19 protein-coding genes are annotated in these 19,443 nt (G+C 49.3%); 11 read left to right on the forward strand and 8 right to left on the reverse strand.

Translation table 11 applies throughout. From position 1 onward, the window contains the following. The 3 genes from KDK17_RS09015 to KDK17_RS09025 all read left to right on the forward strand — a co-directional run. On the forward strand, positions 1-2,584 hold a 2,584-nt coding region (locus KDK17_RS09015; protein ID WP_257287893.1), incomplete at its 5' end, for an efflux RND transporter permease subunit. A 181-nt stretch (positions 2,585-2,765) separates the two neighbouring features. After that, positions 2,766-4,607 carry a hypothetical protein gene (locus KDK17_RS09020; RefSeq protein WP_257280134.1) on the forward strand — a complete coding sequence of 614 codons (1,842 nt, stop codon included), beginning with the start codon at positions 2,766-2,768 and terminating at the stop codon, positions 4,605-4,607. Between the two features lie 448 nt (positions 4,608-5,055). Continuing rightward, positions 5,056-5,424: a hypothetical protein gene (locus KDK17_RS09025; protein ID WP_257280133.1), complete on the forward strand. Its 369-nt coding sequence runs from the start codon at positions 5,056-5,058 to the stop codon at positions 5,422-5,424. Positions 5,425-5,451: 27 nt separating this feature from the next. Here KDK17_RS09025 and nhaD read toward each other — a convergent pair whose 3' ends face one another. Next, positions 5,452-6,852 (reverse strand): sodium:proton antiporter NhaD, encoded by a 1,401-nt coding sequence (nhaD, locus tag KDK17_RS09030; RefSeq protein ID WP_368736431.1) that lies wholly within the window; start codon positions 6,850-6,852, stop codon positions 5,452-5,454. 463 nt (positions 6,853-7,315) lie between these two features. Between nhaD and KDK17_RS09035 the strand changes: the two genes are divergently transcribed. Further along, complete coding sequence (locus KDK17_RS09035) at positions 7,316-7,723, forward strand: aminoacyl-tRNA deacylase (protein ID WP_257280131.1); 408 nt, start codon at positions 7,316-7,318, stop codon at positions 7,721-7,723. Between the two features lie 58 nt (positions 7,724-7,781). On the opposite strand, the gene KDK17_RS09040 is transcribed toward KDK17_RS09035, so the two are convergent. Beyond that, positions 7,782-8,771: a pentapeptide repeat-containing protein gene (locus tag KDK17_RS09040; protein WP_257280130.1), complete on the reverse strand. Its 990-nt coding sequence runs from the start codon at positions 8,769-8,771 to the stop codon at positions 7,782-7,784. Between the two features lie 233 nt (positions 8,772-9,004). Between KDK17_RS09040 and KDK17_RS09045 the strand changes: the two genes are divergently transcribed. From KDK17_RS09045 to KDK17_RS09055, 3 genes are all read left to right on the forward strand, one after another. Then, the gene (locus tag KDK17_RS09045; RefSeq protein ID WP_257287894.1) at positions 9,005-9,349 is read left to right on the forward strand and encodes an ArsC family reductase; all 345 of its coding nucleotides are present in this window, start codon (positions 9,005-9,007) and stop codon (positions 9,347-9,349) included. Positions 9,350-9,453: 104 nt separating this feature from the next. Next, the gene (dapD, locus tag KDK17_RS09050) at positions 9,454-10,491 is read left to right on the forward strand and encodes a 2,3,4,5-tetrahydropyridine-2,6-dicarboxylate N-succinyltransferase (RefSeq protein ID WP_257280128.1); all 1,038 of its coding nucleotides are present in this window, start codon (positions 9,454-9,456) and stop codon (positions 10,489-10,491) included. A 541-nt stretch (positions 10,492-11,032) separates the two neighbouring features. Further along, a complete protein-coding gene (locus tag KDK17_RS09055; protein WP_257280127.1) occupies positions 11,033-11,629 on the forward strand; it encodes an OmpA family protein in 597 nt (198 codons plus the stop codon). A gap of 66 nt (positions 11,630-11,695) precedes the next feature. On the opposite strand, the gene dcd is transcribed toward KDK17_RS09055, so the two are convergent. After that, a complete protein-coding gene (gene dcd / locus KDK17_RS09060; protein WP_257280126.1) occupies positions 11,696-12,280 on the reverse strand; it encodes a dCTP deaminase in 585 nt (194 codons plus the stop codon). A 28-nt stretch (positions 12,281-12,308) separates the two neighbouring features. Between dcd and KDK17_RS09065 the strand changes: the two genes are divergently transcribed. Continuing rightward, positions 12,309-12,458, forward strand: a complete 150-nt coding sequence (locus tag KDK17_RS09065) for a hypothetical protein (RefSeq protein ID WP_257287895.1) — start codon at positions 12,309-12,311, stop codon at positions 12,456-12,458. Positions 12,459-12,465: 7 nt separating this feature from the next. Beyond that, positions 12,466-13,041: an NAD(P)H-dependent oxidoreductase gene (locus KDK17_RS09070; protein ID WP_257280124.1), complete on the forward strand. Its 576-nt coding sequence runs from the start codon at positions 12,466-12,468 to the stop codon at positions 13,039-13,041. A gap of 32 nt (positions 13,042-13,073) precedes the next feature. Here KDK17_RS09070 and apbC read toward each other — a convergent pair whose 3' ends face one another. The 5 genes from apbC to KDK17_RS09095 form a co-directional block, all read right to left on the reverse strand. Beyond that, on the reverse strand, positions 13,074-14,168 hold the full coding sequence (gene apbC, locus KDK17_RS09075) for an iron-sulfur cluster carrier protein ApbC (protein WP_257280123.1): 1,095 nt from the start codon (positions 14,166-14,168) through the stop codon (positions 13,074-13,076). 75 nt (positions 14,169-14,243) lie between these two features. Continuing rightward, positions 14,244-14,996, reverse strand: coding sequence for a replication protein P (locus tag KDK17_RS09080; protein ID WP_257280122.1), 753 nt, complete (start codon positions 14,994-14,996; stop codon positions 14,244-14,246). Beyond that, positions 14,890-15,366 carry a DnaT-like ssDNA-binding domain-containing protein gene (locus KDK17_RS09085; protein WP_257280121.1) on the reverse strand — a complete coding sequence of 159 codons (477 nt, stop codon included), beginning with the start codon at positions 15,364-15,366 and terminating at the stop codon, positions 14,890-14,892. The genes KDK17_RS09080 and KDK17_RS09085 overlap by 107 nt, the downstream gene beginning before the upstream one ends. Positions 15,367-15,463: 97 nt before the next feature. Continuing rightward, a complete protein-coding gene (locus tag KDK17_RS09090; RefSeq protein ID WP_257287896.1) occupies positions 15,464-15,595 on the reverse strand; it encodes a hypothetical protein in 132 nt (43 codons plus the stop codon). 179 nt (positions 15,596-15,774) lie between these two features. After that, positions 15,775-16,101, reverse strand: a complete 327-nt coding sequence (locus tag KDK17_RS09095) for a hypothetical protein (protein ID WP_257280120.1) — start codon at positions 16,099-16,101, stop codon at positions 15,775-15,777. Positions 16,102-16,310: 209 nt separating this feature from the next. Between KDK17_RS09095 and metG the strand changes: the two genes are divergently transcribed. After that, positions 16,311-18,359, forward strand: coding sequence for a methionine--tRNA ligase (metG, locus tag KDK17_RS09100; protein ID WP_373690672.1), 2,049 nt, complete (start codon positions 16,311-16,313; stop codon positions 18,357-18,359). 103 nt (positions 18,360-18,462) lie between these two features. Then, on the forward strand, positions 18,463-19,443 hold a 981-nt coding region (locus KDK17_RS09105), incomplete at its 3' end, for a DEAD/DEAH box helicase (RefSeq protein WP_257287897.1).

Genomic DNA, 19,443 nt, shown 5'->3' on the forward strand with positions numbered 1-19,443 from the left:
GGTCTACAGCATGCGCATCTGGCTTGATCCTGAACGTATGGCATCCCTGGACATCACGACATCAGACGTATCCAACGCACTGAATGAACAAAACGTTATTGTCGCTGCCGGTAAACTGGGTCAGGCACCTAACCAGCCAGACCAACAGTTTACCTACACTATAAAAACCCAGGGACGTCTGAGTGACCCTGAAGAGTTCGGCAACGTCATTATCAAGGCCGACTCTGATGGCTCGTATGTTCGCATCAAGGACATCGCCCGGGTTGAAATGGGCTCCCAGAGTTACGATGGCGTCGCCAAGTTTAACAATGATGACACCGCTTTTCTGGTTATCTATCAGCAACCTGATGCCAACGCCATGGATGTGGCAAAAGGCGTAAAAGAGACCATAGCTGAACTGGCTACTCGCATGCCGGAAGGTATCGAGTATGAAATCAAGTTTGACACCACCCAGTTTATTGACCAGTCCATTAAGGAAGTCGTCATTACTCTGCTTCAGGCTGTGGCTCTGGTCGTGCTGGTTGTATTCCTGTTCCTGCAAAACTGGCGGGCAACACTGATCCCTGCAATCGCAATCCCGGTCTCTCTGATTGGTACTTTCGCCATCATGAAAGCCCTCGGTTTTTCAATCAACACCATCACACTTTTCGGTCTTGTTCTGGCGATAGGCGTGGTTGTGGACGACGCCATTGTCGTCATTGAAAACGTTGAACGATTAATCACCAGGGAGGGAATGAACCCGGTCGAAGCCACCAGCCAGGCCATGAAGGAAGTATCGGGCCCCATTGTGGCAACCACTCTGGTATTGCTGGCGGTATTCGTGCCGGTAGGCTTTATGCCGGGCATTACCGGCGGGCTTTATTCACAGTTTGCAGTCACCATATCGGTAGCTGTTGTGATTTCTTCCATCAACGCTCTGACATTGAGTCCGGCCCTGTGCGCCACTTTGCTGAAAAAAGGCAAGATGGGGCACATCAAGTGGCTGGTTCCGATTGATAACTTTATCAAGCGACTGACCGGTGGCTACAAGAGCTGGGTTACCCTGTTGCTGAGAAGAGGCATTCTGGGGATTGGACTCTTTGCCATCTTGATGGCTTCTACAGGTTTCCTGTTCAACAGCACACCATCCGGTTTTGTTCCGGATGAAGATCAGGGTTTCTTCGTGGTTGATGTTCAGCTTCCAGACGCGGCGTCCCTGAACAGAACAGAAGCCGTTATGGAGAACGTCACCAACATCATTCGTACCGAACCCGATGTTGACAGTGTCATCAGCGTTTCCGGCTTCAGCATCATGGGTGGCTCCAACTCCAACAACGCCATGGCAATTGTTGTTCTCAACAACTGGAAAGATCGCCCGGGCGTCATGCAAAACCAGAAGGTAGTGCTGAGAAAGATACAGGGCAAGCTCTGGACGCTACCGGAAGCACAGGTCATGGCCTTTGCCTTCCCACCCATTCCCGGTCTTGGATCTTCCGGTGGTTTCGACTTCAGGCTTCAGGATACTCTTGGCCGCAGCCCACAGGAGCTTGGTCAGGTGTTGAATGGATTGATTTATCAGGCAAACCAGCGCCCCGAGATGACTCAGGTATTCAGTACTTACCGTGCTAATGTCCCCCAATACTACCTTGAGGTAGATCGCAACAAAGCTAAAGCACAAGGCATTCCACTGTCTGAAATTTTCATGACACTGCAAACCCAGCTGGGCTCCCTGTATGTCAATGACTTCAGTAAGTTCGGTAGAACCTACCAGGTTAAACTGCAGGCAGAAAGCGAGTATCGCGCCAACCCTTCAGACCTGAGCAAGTTCTTTGTCAGAAACCTGAATGACCAGATGGTGCCTCTGACAACCGTTGCCTCACTGAAGCCGATTCTTGGCCCCAGCAGCATCGACCACTATAACCTTTACCGCTCAGCCAGCATCAGTGGCAAGGCCAATCAAGGTTTTAGTTCAGGTGATGCCATCACTGCCATGGAAGATCTGGCCAAGACGCTGCCCGATGGTTACACCTTTGAGTGGTCCGGACAGTCTCTACAGGAAATTGAAGCCGGTAGCGTAGCTCCTCTGCTGTTTGCCCTGGCCTTCCTGTTTGTCTACCTGTTCCTGGTAGCACAGTATGAAAGCTGGACTATGCCGCTGGCGATCATCGTGGCAGTTCCCATAGCGGCTTTTGGTGCCATTGTCGGGATAAACCTCTTCCGATTACTGATCCCCTCCATGGCCAATGATATTTATGCTCAGATAGGTATGGTGCTATTGATTGGTATTGCTGCAAAGACAGCGATTCTGATCGTAGAATTTGCCATGGCACAGAGGCAATCAGGCAAGAGCATCTTCGATGCTGCAACCAACGCCGCCGAACTGCGCTTCCGTGCCGTATTGATGACAGCCCTGTCTTTCATTCTGGGAGTACTGCCTCTGGTATTTGCCAGTGGCGCAGGTGCCGCCAGCCGAAGGATCATTGGCACGACTGTGATGTCTGGAATGATCGCTGCCACCGTATTTGGCACAATAATGATCCCATTGTTCTACTATCTCCTTCAAAAAATGCGCGAGCATTTCAATCCTGACAAAGCGAACAGCTGATCAGCGTAAAGCCCCTGTCTGCGGGGGCTTTTTTATATCCCGCCCAATTCTGATTCCCATGTCCCAGACCAGGAACCAGAGTTTTGCGACACCCTCTTTCATGAGGTGATCTATCCTTCCTCTCTGAAAGCCAGAATGCAAGAATAGAATTATTAAACACTCACTCTGTGCAGCGTTTCTGTTGCTGCTACTTTCGTTGTCTGCCGTCTGTCATGCTGAAGCGTTGACAAGAGTTTTTATTGTCGAGCTTGAACAGAATGAAGTTTTTCCAAACCAGAGCTTTTCTATAAAACGTGACCGATATGTATGGCTGGGCAGCCCATCAGACGCTGTCGGCAAAAACGACTACACAGAAACAGATTCACCACCAGATAACAAAGCATACAGTCCAGACGGTTACGGGGTAAAAATGACCCTTATAGAGTCTGTTTCGTGGCAATGGCTTTACGCCACTCCTCTGCTGGTTGCTTACAAACTGATCCTGACAACCAAAGATGCCTCTCTGAGCTCCAATCCCTATTCACGACTACCTTTAGAAGTTGCTGACGCGGTTGTCACTGTCAGTTGGCTTTTAAAGAGCTACTGGAACCCCGATTCAGCACTGTTTAAACCCATTGAACAGCAGGAGGCATGTCAGGACCATCCCTTTGCGACAATCACTATGATGTTTGGCTCCGGACCTAACCAACAACAGTCATCAGAATCACCCAGCCAGAAAGCTACCGGAGCCCGCAGCCAGCCTGCAAGCTCTTTCATTACCCCCCCAGATTCGCACTCTGGCGGCGACAATGGAGATCCAAACCAACACCTCCATACTTTAAGTTTAAATTGTTTCATCCATCCCTGTAATGGAGCTTGCCAATACCGACCATCATCCAATAACAGAGAACCCGCTGGATCACCGCTGAAGTCCTTGGTAAGTTCAGCAGCCCAAACAGGAGCAACACCCGAAAAAAGCTCATGCCCACGTTTACACAATAAAAAAAAACATAGTCGTATAGATCATTTTGATTTTGCAAAGGCTATATATTCTCAACAAAAGTCACTTTTTGAATTATTGAATAATCCTTCTGGTATATCTGGCCGCCCCTCTCAGTCACAGGCACATCAGCCACAGCCATGTGGCATTAGTGGCAAACCGACAAATAACCGCAACCATGAACACTCGGTGAGAGCATCGGCAGCACACATTGACCTAACCGGGCCAATCAGTGAAGCTGCGCAAATACATGGAAGTTCGTCTGTCTCCAATGATGATTTGGTTATAGTTAACGGGTTACTCAATCTTGGTAATCACATTCTTCTCGAAGAAATCGGGGTTTCCTGCGCGTATACCGATTTCACATACTCAATGAGAACGTCAGAAACACAACAGGCAACAGGATCATCCCAACTGGGTCAAAGCCCACGTCATCTTTCCCAGACAGGCGCATTTCGAACCCCGGCAGTACCTCATTGCAGAGGAGCCACCCACTGTCAACAAGCACTGCCGAATCAAGAAAGCAGAAAACATAGCGGGCAACAAACCTGCGACGTGACTATGATCGGTGAGGATGGTCAGCCGAAGCCATGCGGGGCGATCTTCAAGAATGCTCGATCTCAAGCATGCCATAGAAGTAGATACCACTCCGGGGAAAAAACCTGTGATCTAACAGTGGACGAGGGGGATGGCCGGCAGCGACCATGCGGAAAGGTTTTTAAGCATGCTCAAGCTCTGTCAATTCACAAAAACAGAGGTCACACCGGACAACAAACCTGCATAGTGAACGTGATCGGGGAGGATGGCCAGCAGCGACCATGCGGAACGGTCTGTGAGAATATCAGAGCCATGGCAATCCACAAAAGAAACACTCACAGAGGGCAAAAAACAACCTGTGAGGTCATAGTGGTCGGTGAGGGTGGCCAGTCTCGGCAATGCGGGACAATCTGCAAAAATGCTCAAACCCTAACGAAGCGCAAAAGACATCGAAAACGCACATCTGTTGATGTGGACCAGGATCGGGACAACGACCTCAACCCATGATCTGACACTCCAGATATTGCCAGCATAAACGACTATGATGGATCAGATTGATCGCCTGATAACAGACTGGGTTATGAGGTAGAAACAACCATCATTGAGTCGATTTCGTGGCAATGGCTTTGCGCTGGTTATCTGCTGATTGATTACGATCTGATCTGACTCTCGCTCTTTACCGGGGGTTAGCAGTTTTTCCGGAGCATCCCGATACTGGCAATAATAGGCACCGATACTCTAAACGAAGTTTTCAAAGCCGTTAAGCTGGTGTAATAATTAACAAACTGATTCGGATGTTTCATTAAGCCGCAAGCTTCTCACTCGGGTGAAATCAGCTTTATGATCAATGATCGCAGAGACTGAAGGTTTTTCACGGTAACCATAACTCATAACTGCGGGAGGTTCTCTGAAAGAAAGAGAATGCTCCTGATAAAGAGAACAAGGAGCTTCAGTTTTGAAACGCTCTGCTTATTCCAGAACATCTCTTCGCATCGTGGCATGGGCACTCCCGCCCATTCTGCTAGTCGGCTGCGCCAATCCCCTGGAGTCTATCAGCTGTTACTACCAGCCTGTTAGGGGAACAATGCTCATTACCGAAGTAAAGGGAGACTTTGCTGAACTGGCCTTCTCTCCCGATGCAGAGCAGGATCTGGCATGGTTCGAGAAGTATGATATTGAACCTGACGATCTTGTGATGCCTATTAACAATAGCGGGCGAGCACCCACATCTGGTGCCCGTCATAAGGCAATTGTTAATATCCTTACATCAGGCAGCTGCTCACCCTACATTGTTTATCAGGGAGACCCTGTTTTGAAGCAATGAGAACAGAGTCACCCTGCATCTTTGCTTTTAACCGTTCACCAAAAAGTGAGTTGCAATACTCGCGGCATATCCCAGGGCAATGGCCCAGCTCCACTTCAAATGGCTCAGGAAAGTATATCGGCCTTTAGCAGTTCCCATCAGAGCAACGCCTGCAGCAGAGCCTATTGACAGTAAGCTTCCACCCACCCCTGCGGTCAGGGTAATCAGCAGCCACTGAAATACGTCCATTTCAGGGCTCATACCCAGGATGGCAAACATGACTGGAATGTTATCCAGAATGGCAGAGAAGACCCCGGCTGCAATATTCGTCCAGGTGGGTCCTACGCCGGTGTACATGCTTTCGGAAATCACTTCCAGATAACCCAAATAACGCAGTCCCCCTACAGAGAAGATAACGCCAAAGAAGAACAGCAGGGTATCCCACTCGGCATGGGCAACCCGTTTAAAAATATCCAGATCTTCCTTTTGCTCGTCGTCCATCACAGGAATAGGTCGACTGCTGGTCAACCCTCTCAATTGCAGAAAATAGGTGTAGAACATCAATAGAGAAAGTCCGGTCATCATGCCCATAAAGGGAGGTAGTCCGAAGAAGTTTTCAAAAGAAACTGCCAGCGCAATCGTGATCAGGAACAGCGCACAGACACCCAATCCACCCCGTCGAATACCTGCATGATCCTCGAGGGCAGCCGGTCGGCCACTATCAATAAAGAAGTTCATGATGGTCGCCGGAATAATAAAGTTCACTACTGAAGGGATAAATAATGAGAAGAATGTGAAAAACTCAACCTTGTCAGCCTGCCACACCATCAACGTTGTAATATCACCAAAGGGACTGAAAGCTCCCCCGGCATTGGATGCTACAACCACATTGATCATTGCCATGGTGACAAAAGCAGGACTCCCCCCGACGGACATAATGACCGCTCCCATCAACAAAGCCGTCGTCAGGTTATCGGCAACGGGCGAGATAAAGAATGCCAGAAACCCAGTCACCCAGAAGAGCTGACGATAACTGAAGCCCTTACGGATCAGCCAACTGCGAAGTGAATCGAATACCTGACGCTCTTCCATAGCATTGATGTAAGTCATCGCCACCAGCAGGAATAAGAACATGGCCGAATATTCTTCCAGATCATGCATGACCGCTGTAGATAAACTCTCGTGGGACACACCCTCTCCGGTGGCCAGCCAGGCAATGAGGGCCCAGATGATACCGGCAGCAAGAATGACCGGCTTTGACTTTTTAAGATGCAACTTCTCTTCTGCCATCACGGCCACATAAGCCAGGATAAAAATGACAACACACAACCAGGCAATGGGGTGCGTTGTCATCCTCAACAACTCTTCTGCCGCAAACGAGCTCTGCGGAAGAGCAAACAACCCTGCCCCGGCAAGCAGGGAAGGTTTTCTCAGTCCAGAGAAATTCACTATAGTTTCCTTTAATTTTCAAATCAGTCAGGGGTCAGAAACGCGCAAATGATACTGATTGAATGACGATAAGCCAACCGCTAGTGATATTCCATTAAGGCCTGATCAACTCATTTCGATGGATTTGCGTCCGATAAGACGACACCCGGATCAGTCGCCTTCGGTCGCACATAATTTTTGTAAAATCTGTCGAGCCATTCAAACTGCAAAGCGCTCGTTAAAGAGTAGAAACGGATTACAATTGACTTTTATATATAATTTTCATCTTACTATTTAGCTCCATAAGCAGAGCACTCTGAAATAATCCATGTACACTTGGGCGTAGTCTTATTATTTTTTATTCCGATTTTTCTAACCTTCGTGCGGGGACTTGAAGATGAGCATCGCCCGGAAACTGCACATGTTTCTAAACCAACATAATGCGGAATACGAACTTGTGTCCCACCCATACTCAGAGAGAGCGATGAATACGGCCCACTCCGCCTGTATTCCAGTTAAGAATATGACAAAATCCGTTGTTCTCAGGGACACCAAGGGTTATGTCATCGCCGTCATGCCCTCTATGAACAAACTCATGCTGCGCTGGATCAACGCCAAGCTGGATCGCCACTTGAATCTGGTGTCAGAACAGGAATTGAAACACCTTTTTCCAGACTGTGAGGACGGTTCGGTTCCAGCTATCGGCAGTGCTTACGGCATGACCACCTGTTGGGATGACGAATTGAATTCATTACAGGATCTGTATCTTGAGTCTGGTAACCACCGGGAACTGATTCATATGAACCGTAACCAGTTCAAGGCATTACTCCAGGGAGAAACACACGCTGCTATCAGTTGCGACCCAGACGAAATGGAAGCCTATTGCACCTGAAAAAAGACGACAGAAGCTATATGATCGCTGAAGATTTTACGGCCAGTGACGGCTCACTTCAGCGGGTCATTTTTTTTACGAAAACAACAACAAAAAGTGCCAGCGTGAAACTGCCAATGAAGGCTTCAATGGCTGCGAACAGTCTAGAAAGACCGACAGGGTTGAGATCGCCGTAGCCCAGTGTCGTAAAGGTCACCACACTGAAGTACAGCGTTTCCAGCCAGCTGACCAGATTATTATAAAGAGGCTGGCCCGACTGATACCGGACCGTTACCCCACTGTCCTCAATGCCCAGTAAGAAATAAAACAGAGAAAAGAAGACAATAAATGAGACTGAAAACAGAACCAACCTTTCGGGCTTTTCGCCATAGCCACTGAGCAAGTCGACAACCTTTGAAGCCGTCCTGCGCCATGAGAAGCAGGGAAACCGGTAGCGGTTTAAGGTCATTTCCCGGTAAAAAAACTCACCAGCATTATGAAATAACCCCTGTGCTTCACAATGTTTGCGAATATTCCTTGCTATTTCCTCGGCCTCCTCAAACAACTCTCTGGACTTGTGCTGATCCCCTTCCCGGCGGGCCTGATGTGCTTTTTCTTCTTGCAGGAAAGCATCGCCAAAATCAACATGTTCAATTCGTGCTGACTTAAAATTAACACCCAGCAGGTTTGATCCGATTAAACGGGTTCGATGTAGATTGGCTCCACTCAAATCCGCTTTCAGAAGATTACAACCGGAAAGGTCTGCCCGATAGAGATGAGCTTTAACCAGACTACAACGACTCAAGTCACTATTAATCAATTGATAAACATTATTACCTTCAGGACAAACAAGATCCAGATTATCGAGATCTGCCCCCTTCAGATAAAACCCCTCCATCGGGGTACCTTTGCGAGCCCGTTCTTCTAGTAAGGCTCTGACATTGTCACCAGATTTATCAACATCCCTGTCATGCCAAAAGCAATAGTCACTGCCTTCTATAGCTCCCTCATTGCACTGCCCATATCGCTCACCCATATAACCGCATTGATAGTCATCTTTAATCGGCATGACAAAATAGCCCAAAGTTTTTGAAAAAGTGCTCCCATAGTGTGTCGGCAAAATGGTCAGAAGTATTTATCATCTGTGCTGGAGAATTACCTGGCCGGCTCATGCAATTCGACACCCAGACGTGTATGCTAGGCCGCTTGACGACTATTACGTTAAATCTTTCATCTCCCGGGAAGACGGAAGATGGTTTCTAAAGCCCATGGCTGTTTACAGCGGAAACACAGGTTAGCCTCGTGATCACCCTCTACGGAATCAGCAACTGCGACACTATTAGAAAGGCCCGCAAGTGGCTTAATGCAGCCGGTATTGAATATCGCTTTCATGATTACCGCAAAGAGGGTCTGGACAAGGTTTCTCTGCAAAACTGGTCAAATGAACTAGGCTGGGAAGCACTGCTGAATCGTCGCGGGACCACCTGGCGACAGCTGCCAGAAGCGCAAAAAGCGTCTGTCGATGAAGCCTCAGCCATTGAGTTAATGCTGGAGCAACCCGCTATGATCAAGCGACCCTTGCTCGACACAGGCTCCAAAAAAGTTCTGGGCTTTTCAGACAAGCAATATCAAGCACTTTTTCAGTAAAACGCCTGGCCCGTTTCAACCAGGCAGAAGAGAAGAATAAAGCCACTTGCAGCCGCTGCAATAGGCTGTCTTCAATTTGATTTGAATATCAGGGGAAATGAATTATGAACCAAACTCTTTTCAGTCTTGCGATTGGTGTGGGCAGTAAAAATACGAAAGGCGACTGGCTGGAAGTATTCTATCCCATGCCTCTGCTGAACCCATCTGAAAAGCTGGTTGCAGCGATTACTGAACTGGTTGACTACAACGGCGGCAACGCCTTCGTTGAGCTGGACAGTACGACCTGTCATGCGCTGGAAGAATCTTTCGTCAATCTGGGTGAGGAAGCCCTGGCAAAAATGATGCTGAGTCTGGAAGAAAGTGACCAGCCCCGCGTCATTACTTTTCTGGCAACAGACGATACCCTTAACAGCACACCTGAAGCTTACCTGAAGCTGCACCTGCTCTCACATCGTATGGTTAAGCCCCACGGCATGAATCTGCAAGGCATTTTTCCTTTGCTGCCGAACGTTGCCTGGACCAGTGAAGGGGCTATCGATCTGACAGAGCTGCCTGAACGGCAACTAAAAGCCCGTGCTGAAGGCCGCTGTATCAGCGTTGATTCAGTGGATAAGTTTCCGAAAATGACGGACTACGTTGTCCCGGCCGGAGTGCGTATTGCCGATGCAGCCCGGGTTCGCCTGGGCGCTTATGTTGGTGAGGGCACCACAATCATGCATGAAGGTTTTATTAACTTTAATGCCGGCACTCAGGGCAAGAGTATGATTGAAGGTCGTATCTCTGCCGGGATTATGATTGGCGAAGGTTCTGACCTGGGTGGTGGTTGCAGCACCATGGGTACCCTGTCGGGTGGTAACGACATCGTCGTCTCCCTGGGCGAGAACTGCCTGATCGGTGCTAATGCCGGTATCAATATTCCTCTGGGCGACCGTTGCACCGTCGAAGCCGGTCTATACCTGACTGCTGGCAGCAAAGTCAATGTTCTGGACGATCAGAAAAACGTGGTTGAAACCGTTAAAGCCAGCCAGCTAAGTGGCCAGTCTGACCTGTTGTTCCGTCGCAATTCTATTTCTGGTGCCATTGAATGTCTGACCAACAAGTCGGCTATCGCTCTTAACGAAGACTTGCACGCCCACAACTGAGTAGCTTCCAGAGCTCTGAACACTTAATTAGGGCTGTGCAATGATTATCCTGACCAAAGCCTTTTTACTCTCTTTGAGGTTTTGGTCAGTCGGACTGATGCCCCTCATCTGGCCTTTCGGGCGGAATGCCCTCTGAGCTGAACAATAAGCGACTTTCACCGCTTAATTTCTGCCCTTTATCGGCTGCTGAATGCTGGCAAACTCCAATAAAATCCACTGCTATTTTTAATGTCTCAAAGTGAAACTTCTGAAGAGTGACCACTCTTACTGCAAATCACACCTTTAACGCCGCTCATTGTCAAAAAAACATCCTGATTTCTGCTTGTTGCTGACATTGAAATCAAACCACCGAAAAACAGTCATCAGGAGCATGGCTCAACTCTCCCTATAATCAACAGGAAATGGACTGCATACCTTCTCTGGAAGCCTTACCTGAAATAGCGACCGTCCAGACGATCCCGTAGCGAGGACGGCAGACTATTCTTAGTCAGGCGACTGGCTTGCAGGCCAATCTCTAAAAACCATGGATAGGAGTTGTACCATGTCTGCAAGGATGCTGAGCACGTTGGCTCTCGTTTTTTCTCTGCTGTTGACAGCGGGTTGTTCGACCACCTCTTCCCAGACTCAACCCCAGAAGCCTCATTGGTCTGACTGTGTAGCCAAAGGGGGAGCGGTTATGGGTATCCCCGGCGCGGCTTACAATATAGCAACCGGTGGTACTGCCTTTGTAGCCGGTGCACTGATAGGTGGCACAGCCTGCGCCCTGATCGACCCTGTTGCTGAGCGCGATCGCCCGATGGGCATTCCTGTTTTAGTAGGAATGTCCACCGTTCACTTTGACTTTGACTCTCCGAAGCTGAGATTGGGCGATCTGGAAAAGCTCAACATGCTTATTGGCCAGCTGGATCAGGACAGCCACATCGAAATTGTTGGCCACGCTTGTGAGTCAGGTTCCCGCTCTTACAACCAAGAGCTTTCTGAGAGAAGAGCCAAGGCCGTAAAAGACTACCTGATAAGCAGAGGAATTTCTGAAGAGAACATGACGGTAAGGGGTGAAGGTGAAGATTACCCGGTACGTGGTAATGATACAGAAGAAATGAGACGGGAAAATCGCCGTGCTGAAATCATGCTGAAATGATATCGGCTGACAACCGAAACCCCGGCTTGCCCGGGGTTTATTTTTTCGGCAGTTTAGGGAGCTAGCTCATTGATCCTCAGCAATCCGGCTGGCCACCGCACTCTTCTGTTCTTTGTATTTTGCATCTTTCCGTTTGTTGTAGGGACGGGCTGCGGTACCACTCATGGTCTCAAAATTAATGGCACCAATACCCATTCCGGGTCTTAGAGCCAGTGGCAGTTTTCCACCATTAAAAAACTCCAGTACAATCTGGCCACTCCAGCCCGGGTCAATGCGGTGAGCGGTGACATGCACCATCAGACCCAGCCTCGCCAGAGAAGATCGACCGTCCAGCCAGCCAACAATATCACCGGGCAGGGTAATGGATTCACGGGTGACCGCCAGAGCCAGCTCTCCCGGGTGGAGGAAGAAAGCTTCACCATCATTCAGGGTGATCTCCTTGCTCATGATGGAGTCCAGCACCCGATTAATCTCTTCTCTGGGGCCACTGATGTCCACAAAGGGGGCTGCATGATCGTTGAAAACCCTGAAACTGTTGCCCAGAGTCAGGTCAACACTGACCCCACTGATCTTGTCTGAGCCCGGACAAGGCTCAATCATGATTTTTCCACTGTCCAGGTAAGCTTCTATATCCCGATCACAAAGTCTCATGGTCTATTTTTCCGGCAGCTGGAAGGAAGTGTCTGAACCACAACCCTCAGAAATGTTATCAGATGATATTATACGTGCCCGACGATCATTGGCGGTAGCCCTCTCCCCGCTTTCTTTACTGCAACTGCTTTTGTTAATAAAAGCCACTAAAATGGCGGTGATTGTTGCCAGTAAATAAGGTCAGAATGAACGTTTTAGTAGTTTATGCCCACCCGAACCCACAGAGCTATAACGCTGCACTGTTCAGGCTGGCTTGTGAGCAGTTAGCTCTGGCCGGACACAATGTACACCCTCTGGATCTTTATGAGATTGACTTTGAAGCACGGATGTCCTGTGAAGAAAGAGTCAACTATATGACCAGGGACAACACCAAAGGGGTCGAAAATCAGGCTGCCAAACTGAAGTGGGCACAAGCGGTGGTCTTTGTCTATCCCACTTGGTGGATGGGACCTCCAGCGATTTTGAAAGGCTGGCTTGACCGGGTCTGGCTGCCGGGCGTTGTGGCAACCTACGGACCCAACGGCCTGGAACCCGGTCTGACCCAGATTAAAAAGTTTCTGATCATTACCACCCAGGGATCATCCCAATGGCGGATGGCCCTGGTGGGCAACCCGCCCAGAAAAATGTTCAGGCTTTCACTGAAAGCCGTATCCAGGTGCAAAGATATAAAGTGGCTGGCGCTGTATAACATTGACAAAACGACAGAGGAAGATCGAAAACAATTTATGGAAAAAGTCAGTAAGCACCTGCAAAGCTTCTGAAAAACGGGGGAGTGAACACTCCCCCGGCCTGCTCAATCATCACTGAACGAGATAGTCGGCGCCTTGGGCTGGTTGGCATTCTTTAACGCCAGTTCAGCGGCCACCCGCTTGGCCATATCCCTATAAATCATGGTGATCTGTGAGTCAGGCTCAGAAACCACCGTCGGTGCTCCCTCATCAGACTGTTCACGAATCATCATGGAAAGAGGCAGTGAACCCAGCAGATCCACACCAAACTGGTCGGCAATACGGGCCCCACCCCCTTCACCAAACAGATGCTCGGTATGACCACATTCAGAGCAGGTATGCAGGGCCATATTTTCAACTACACCCAGCACCGGAATATTGACCTTGTTGAACATTTCGATGCCTTTTTTTGCATCAATCAAAGCCAGATCCTGTGGTGTGGTCACAATAACACTGCCAGTGACGGGTACTTTCTGAGCCAGTGTCAGCTGGATGTCGCCGGTACCCGGAGGCATATCGATAAACAGGTAATCAAGGTCATTCCAAAGTGTCTGGGTCAGCAATTGCTGGAGAGCACCGCTGACCATCGGACCGCGCCAGACCACCGGAGTATCTTCTGTCACAAGAAACGCCATGGACATGGCCTGAATACCGTGGGCCTCAATGGGTATGAAGAACTTTTCATTTTTAAATTCCGGACGGGTTCCATCGGGCAGTCCCAACATCATCCCGATACTGGGGCCATAGATATCGGCATCCAGAATGCCCACCCTGGCACCTTCTGCCGCCATAGCCAATGCCAGATTAACGGTCGTTGTGGACTTACCCACACCGCCTTTTCCGGAAGCTACTGCAATAATATTTTTAACACCGGACATGGCTTCCAACTCACCCTGAACCGGCGCACTGGATACGCTCCAGTTCACAGAGACCCTGGCACTTTCAACACCGGGGAGGTTTTCAATCTTGGCTGCCAGTAATTGCTCAATACCTCCTCTGAAGCCTTCTGCCGGGTAGCCCAGTTCGACTGTCAGGGTGACTTTACCCAACTCGATGGAAAGCTCTTTGATACAACCTGCAGTAACCAGGTCCTGCTTCAGAAAAGGATCGTGATAACCTTGAACAGCGGCTTCAACCGCAGCACGATCTAAGACACTCATGGGCGTCAGACTCCAACCGTTAGAATGGCCGATAGACTAATGATTTCGTTATTATTCTTCCAGTAAAAACCGAATTTAACGACGACTGGATAATGATTCTTTCAACTTTTCAAAAGCAGAGCGACCCGAATCAGGATCAATGCCCTGCTCTTCCATTGTTTTTCGCAGAGTCTGTTCAGCCTGCTCATCCGCAACCCTTACCGCTTCTTTTGAGCGACTGTCTTCAATGCCTTTCATGATGGAAGCCTCAAGATCCTCACCATCAAGAACCCGGTTGCAGAGAATGTTGTAGTTCCGCTCAAAGATAGGGAAAGCGACGCTTTGTTCTTCACTTCGCAGGGTCATCCAGCCCGTTTCCCGCGCCGCCAGATAAACGGCAATGTGAGACCAACGAGCGTCACGGCTCTGCTCCGGCGCATAGCAGGCTTCATAATAGGCTTGCAGAGGCTTTTTCAAGCCCATCTCATCATGATGCAACTTGCAGTGCTCACGTATCTCACTGAGATCAGGAAAAAATTTAGTGGTATCAAGAACTTTTTGCCCGGCCCTGACAATCCTCGCAGGCTTGAACTCGCTGAGCCCCTGAATCCAGACCTTCTTCGCTTCCACCAATGATGCATCGGTTGGAAAGGCTTTTTTAAATTTTAACGGGAAGGCCGCTTCCAGCATGGTAAACAGGGTATTAATGGCATACTTCGTCTGCTGAGCCCTATGCAGGGCTTCACGACTGGTCGTCTGACTCGTCGAAGTCGAACTGGAGTCCGTCTGCCCAGCTGGTGTCTGTAAGCTTTTCGACAGTTGATTTATGAGTTCTTTGCCCTTCTTCACTTTGACCCCGCTTCCACTGATAGATCACATGGTTCTTGAACTTATTCTGCCAGGCTTTGCGGGCTTCTCCCGTTTCCAGCCAATAGAGCTTGAATTCCGGAAGTTGGGCAAGGGAAAAGTCCGCAGGAATGCCATGGTGCACCTCAAGAAACTCTATGTAGACTGCATCAGGAGCAAAATCTTCAGGCAAAGGTTGTACTTTGGCACCCTCCGCCAGAGTATTCGACTGGGCGACTGGCGATCCACTCGTCTGCCGGGCGAATACCGGATGTTCTTCTCCACGTTCCTGGGCAAAATCCTGAAATGGAGACCTGTCTCCGGAAGCCCACTTTCTTCGCAGTTTTTGCTTCTGGCGTTCTTCGTCAGTCATGAAATTAACAATACCTGCCTTCCCGGCCACGGTCTACCGGTTGTAATAATGAAACAGCCCTGTGCTGCGAGGAGCCTGAAGCCAGACCGGACAGAACTCATTTACCCCGCGGAATCTTTCCATGTTTCCAACGAGGTGCCGAGTATTCTAACGCCAGAAAAGCCGGATTGAATAGCGGTATTTTTACTTTCTTCAGATGGTCTCCACCCAGACCTGATTTATCAGGCACTGGCGACTTTTCCTTCGAAGCCCTTAAGCGATCATACTTTTCGGGGGGAACCAGAATTTCGCCTTAACACGAGTTTCAGTGGCTATTGATTTGAAGCAGTGTTTATTACTAACAGACCCGGCAACAAGGCACCCGGGCAGAAAAAGATCTGTACTACCGGCCGGAATAATAATCTGTTTTCATTGCTGAAAACTATTATGTAATTGGCTCACTTCTTGGTCCACTATGGCCATAAATTTATGGACTACCGCAGGCATTTCAACTGGATCATCAGGAATATTGGTCGTTTGTGCCAATTTTTCCAACGCATTTTCTGCAACTATTTTAAAATAATGTGGCTGAAAAGATTCTAATGACTTCTGCAAGTATTGAATAAGCGCTGGCATAGCCATTACAAATTGGCTGGCCGCCACCGAAAGCTTCAACCGTATATCGATGCCAGCTGCATTAGCTTGTATGGAACTACTCGAGAGTACTACGACAAGAAGCAGGGTTGCAATTCGCATTTGGAAGCCCTTTATAATCAATGATGATTGTGCATTGTAGGCATCAATCGGGCAAAAGCCGCTCTTTCTTCAACTTTCCCTCACATTGCATCGGGCGTGCATACTCAAAGACAGCTGACCCTTTTCTTAAGTCTTAGCCTAAGTAATAAGAATTATCGTATACTGCCCACCTTCACTCTCTTTCAACTTTCCAGCAACACAGTACTCGAATGAGCCAACGTAAAATACTTGTCACCAGTGCCCTGCCCTATGCGAATGGTCCTCTGCATATGGGACACCTGGTGGAATACATTCAAACCGATATCTGGGTTCGTTTTCAGAAGCTATTCGGCAACCAATGCACATACGTCTGCGCCGACGATGCTCACGGCACCGCTATCAGTCTGCACGCTGAAAAGCAGGGCATTACGCCAGAAGAGTCTGTCGCCCTGATCAACAAAGAGCGCATCCATGACTTTAGCGATTTTCTGGTGGAGTTTGATAACTACCACTCCACCCACTCTGAAGAGAATCGCAAACTGTCTGAAGCCATTTACCTGAAGCTCAAGGAAAATGGCCATATTGCCAGCCGCAACATCACTCAGGCTTTCGACCCTGACAAGCAGATGTTTCTGGCGGATCGTTATATCAAAGGTGAATGTCCAAAGTGTGGTGCTGATGACCAGTACGGTGATAACTGTGAAAAGTGTGGTGCCACATACTCACCAACCGACCTGAAAAATCCTAAGTCGGCTATTTCCGGTGCGGTTCCTATAGAAAAGGAAAGCGAGCACTTCTTCTTCAAGCTTTCAGACTTTGATGGTTTCCTGAAAGAGTGGACTCGTTCCGGCACCATTTCTGAGGAGATTGCCAACAAGCTGGCCGAATGGCTGGATGCGGGCCTGCAAGACTGGGATATTTCACGCGACGCACCTTACTTCGGCTTTGAAATTCCCGGCCAACCCGGAAAGTACTTCTACGTCTGGCTGGACGCTCCCATCGGTTATATGGCGTCTTTCGAAAACCTGTGCCAGAGAAGAGACGATCTCAACTTTGACGATTACTGGAAAAAAGACAGTGACTGCGAAGTGCATCACTTCATTGGCAAAGACATTGTCAACTTCCACTGTCTGTTCTGGCCAGCCATGCTCGAAGGCACAGGTTATCGCACGCCAACGTCCGTTAATGTTCATGGTTATCTGACCGTGAACGGCGAAAAAATGTCCAAGTCCCGTGGTACCTTTATTACCGCACGGACCTATCTGGAGCACCTGGACCCTGAATACCTGCGCTATTACTATGCAGCCAAACTGTCCAGCCGTATTGATGATCTTGATCTTAACACTGAGGATCTGGTACAGCGGGTTAACTCTGACCTGGTCGGTAAAGTGGTTAACATTGCCAGCCGAAATGCCGGCTTTATCAAGAAGCGGTTTGGCGGAAAACTCTCTGCCAACAACATAGCCCCTGAGCTGGCATCGGACTTCCAGAAGACCGGAGAGCACATCGCTGAGCTTTATGAAAGCCGTGAATTCGGCAAAGCCATGCGTGAAATCATGGCTCTGGCTGACAAAGCCAACGCCTGGATTGACGAAGTGAAGCCCTGGGTCGTTGCCAAAGAACAAGGCAGGGATCAGGAACTGCACGACATCTGCTCTGCCGGTATCAACCTGTTCCGATTGTTAATGATCTACCTGAAGCCGGTTCTGCCTGCCATGGCGATCAAGGCAGAAGCTTTCCTGAACATCGAGCCTTTGCACTGGACCGACAGCCAGTCCCTGCTGCTGGATCACGAGATAGCCAAGTTCAAGCCTCTGATGACCCGTGTCGAGTCGGATAAAGTCGAAGCCATGATTGAAGCCAGCAAAGAGGTACTGGCCAAAATGTCTGAGCAAAAACCTGCCGAAACATCTGCCTGCAACGAGTGGCTGGAAAAAGAGCCTGTAGCAGAGCAGATTACTTTCGATGACTTTGCCAAAGTGGATCTGCGCATTGCCAAAATCATCAATGCCGAACTGGTAGAAGGCGCTGGTAAACTACTGCGATTGACTCTGGATATTGGCGAGGCAGAGCCTCGCAACATCTTCGCTGGCATAAAGTCAGCCTATGCCCCGGAAGCCCTGACCGGAAAGTATACGGTCATGGTCGCCAATCTTGCACCTCGAAAAATGAAGTTTGGCGTGAGTGAGGGGATGGTTCTGGCTGCGGGCCCCGGAGGTGAAGATCTCTGGATTCTTGAACCCCATGAAGGTGCCCAACCCGGAATGCGTGTCATGTAAACCAGTCACGTTTATTAACCTCCCCCACTGACCTGAATAGTGGGGGACTTCCATCAGGCTGATACCGGCCCCCCATGAAGACACCGAGATCAAGGAGTATCGCTTGCTTTTTTCTGACCTGGCACTGCATGAACGACTGCAAAAAGCTCTGACTGAAAGAGATTTCAGCAAGGCCACCCCCGTCCAGGCGACAGTGATCCCAAAAGCACTGGATGGCAAAGACCTACTGGTCAGCTCCGAAACCGGTAGTGGCAAGACGATGGCATTCCTGCTGCCTGCCCTGAATCATTTCCAGAACACTCCAGCCCCGCGCTCCGGTACCCGAATGCTGATTCTGGTGCCTACCCGTGAGCTGGCCAGACAGGTTCTGGAAGAAGCAGAAGCCCTGGCTCGCTTCACCCAGATCAAAGCTGGTCTGATTACTGGTGGTGAGCCATTTCGTCATCAGGTCAATACATTAAGAAAGAATCCGGACATTCTGATCGCCACGCCGGGTCGCCTGCTTGAGCACATGGAGAACAACAATACTGACTTCAACGATCTGGAATACCTGATTCTGGACGAGGCAGACCGTATGCTGGACTTTGGTTTCAGTCCAGACATGCTGAAAATTGCTTCTGAATGTCGCCCGGATCGTCAAACCATGCTGTTTTCTGCCACCCTGCAGCAAAAAGGGATGGGTGAACTGATTGACCTGGTTCTGCGGGAACCTGAATCCCTGACTTTAAATACGGCCAGAGAGAAACATGAGAATATCCACCAGCAGATCATGCTCAGCGATGATCAGAAGCATAAGGAAAAACTGACTCGCTGGTTATTGGAAAACGAGCGTTTCGAGAAAGCCATTGTTTTCACCAATACCCGTAACTTTGCTGACCAGCTCTGCGGCTTCCTTCGCTACAGTGATCTGAAAGCCGGGGTTCTGCATGGTGAAATGGATCACCGGGAACGAAAAAAGATGATGGCCATGCTGGCTACAGGCCAGATCACTATTCTGGTGGCCACCGATGTCGCAGCCAGAGGTCTGGATATTAAAGGCATTGATCTGGTCATTAACTTCGATATGGCCCGCAATGGCGATGAC

This window comes from Endozoicomonas sp. SESOKO2, assembly GCF_024606245.1.
GTDB lineage: Bacteria > Pseudomonadota > Gammaproteobacteria > Pseudomonadales > Endozoicomonadaceae > Endozoicomonas_A.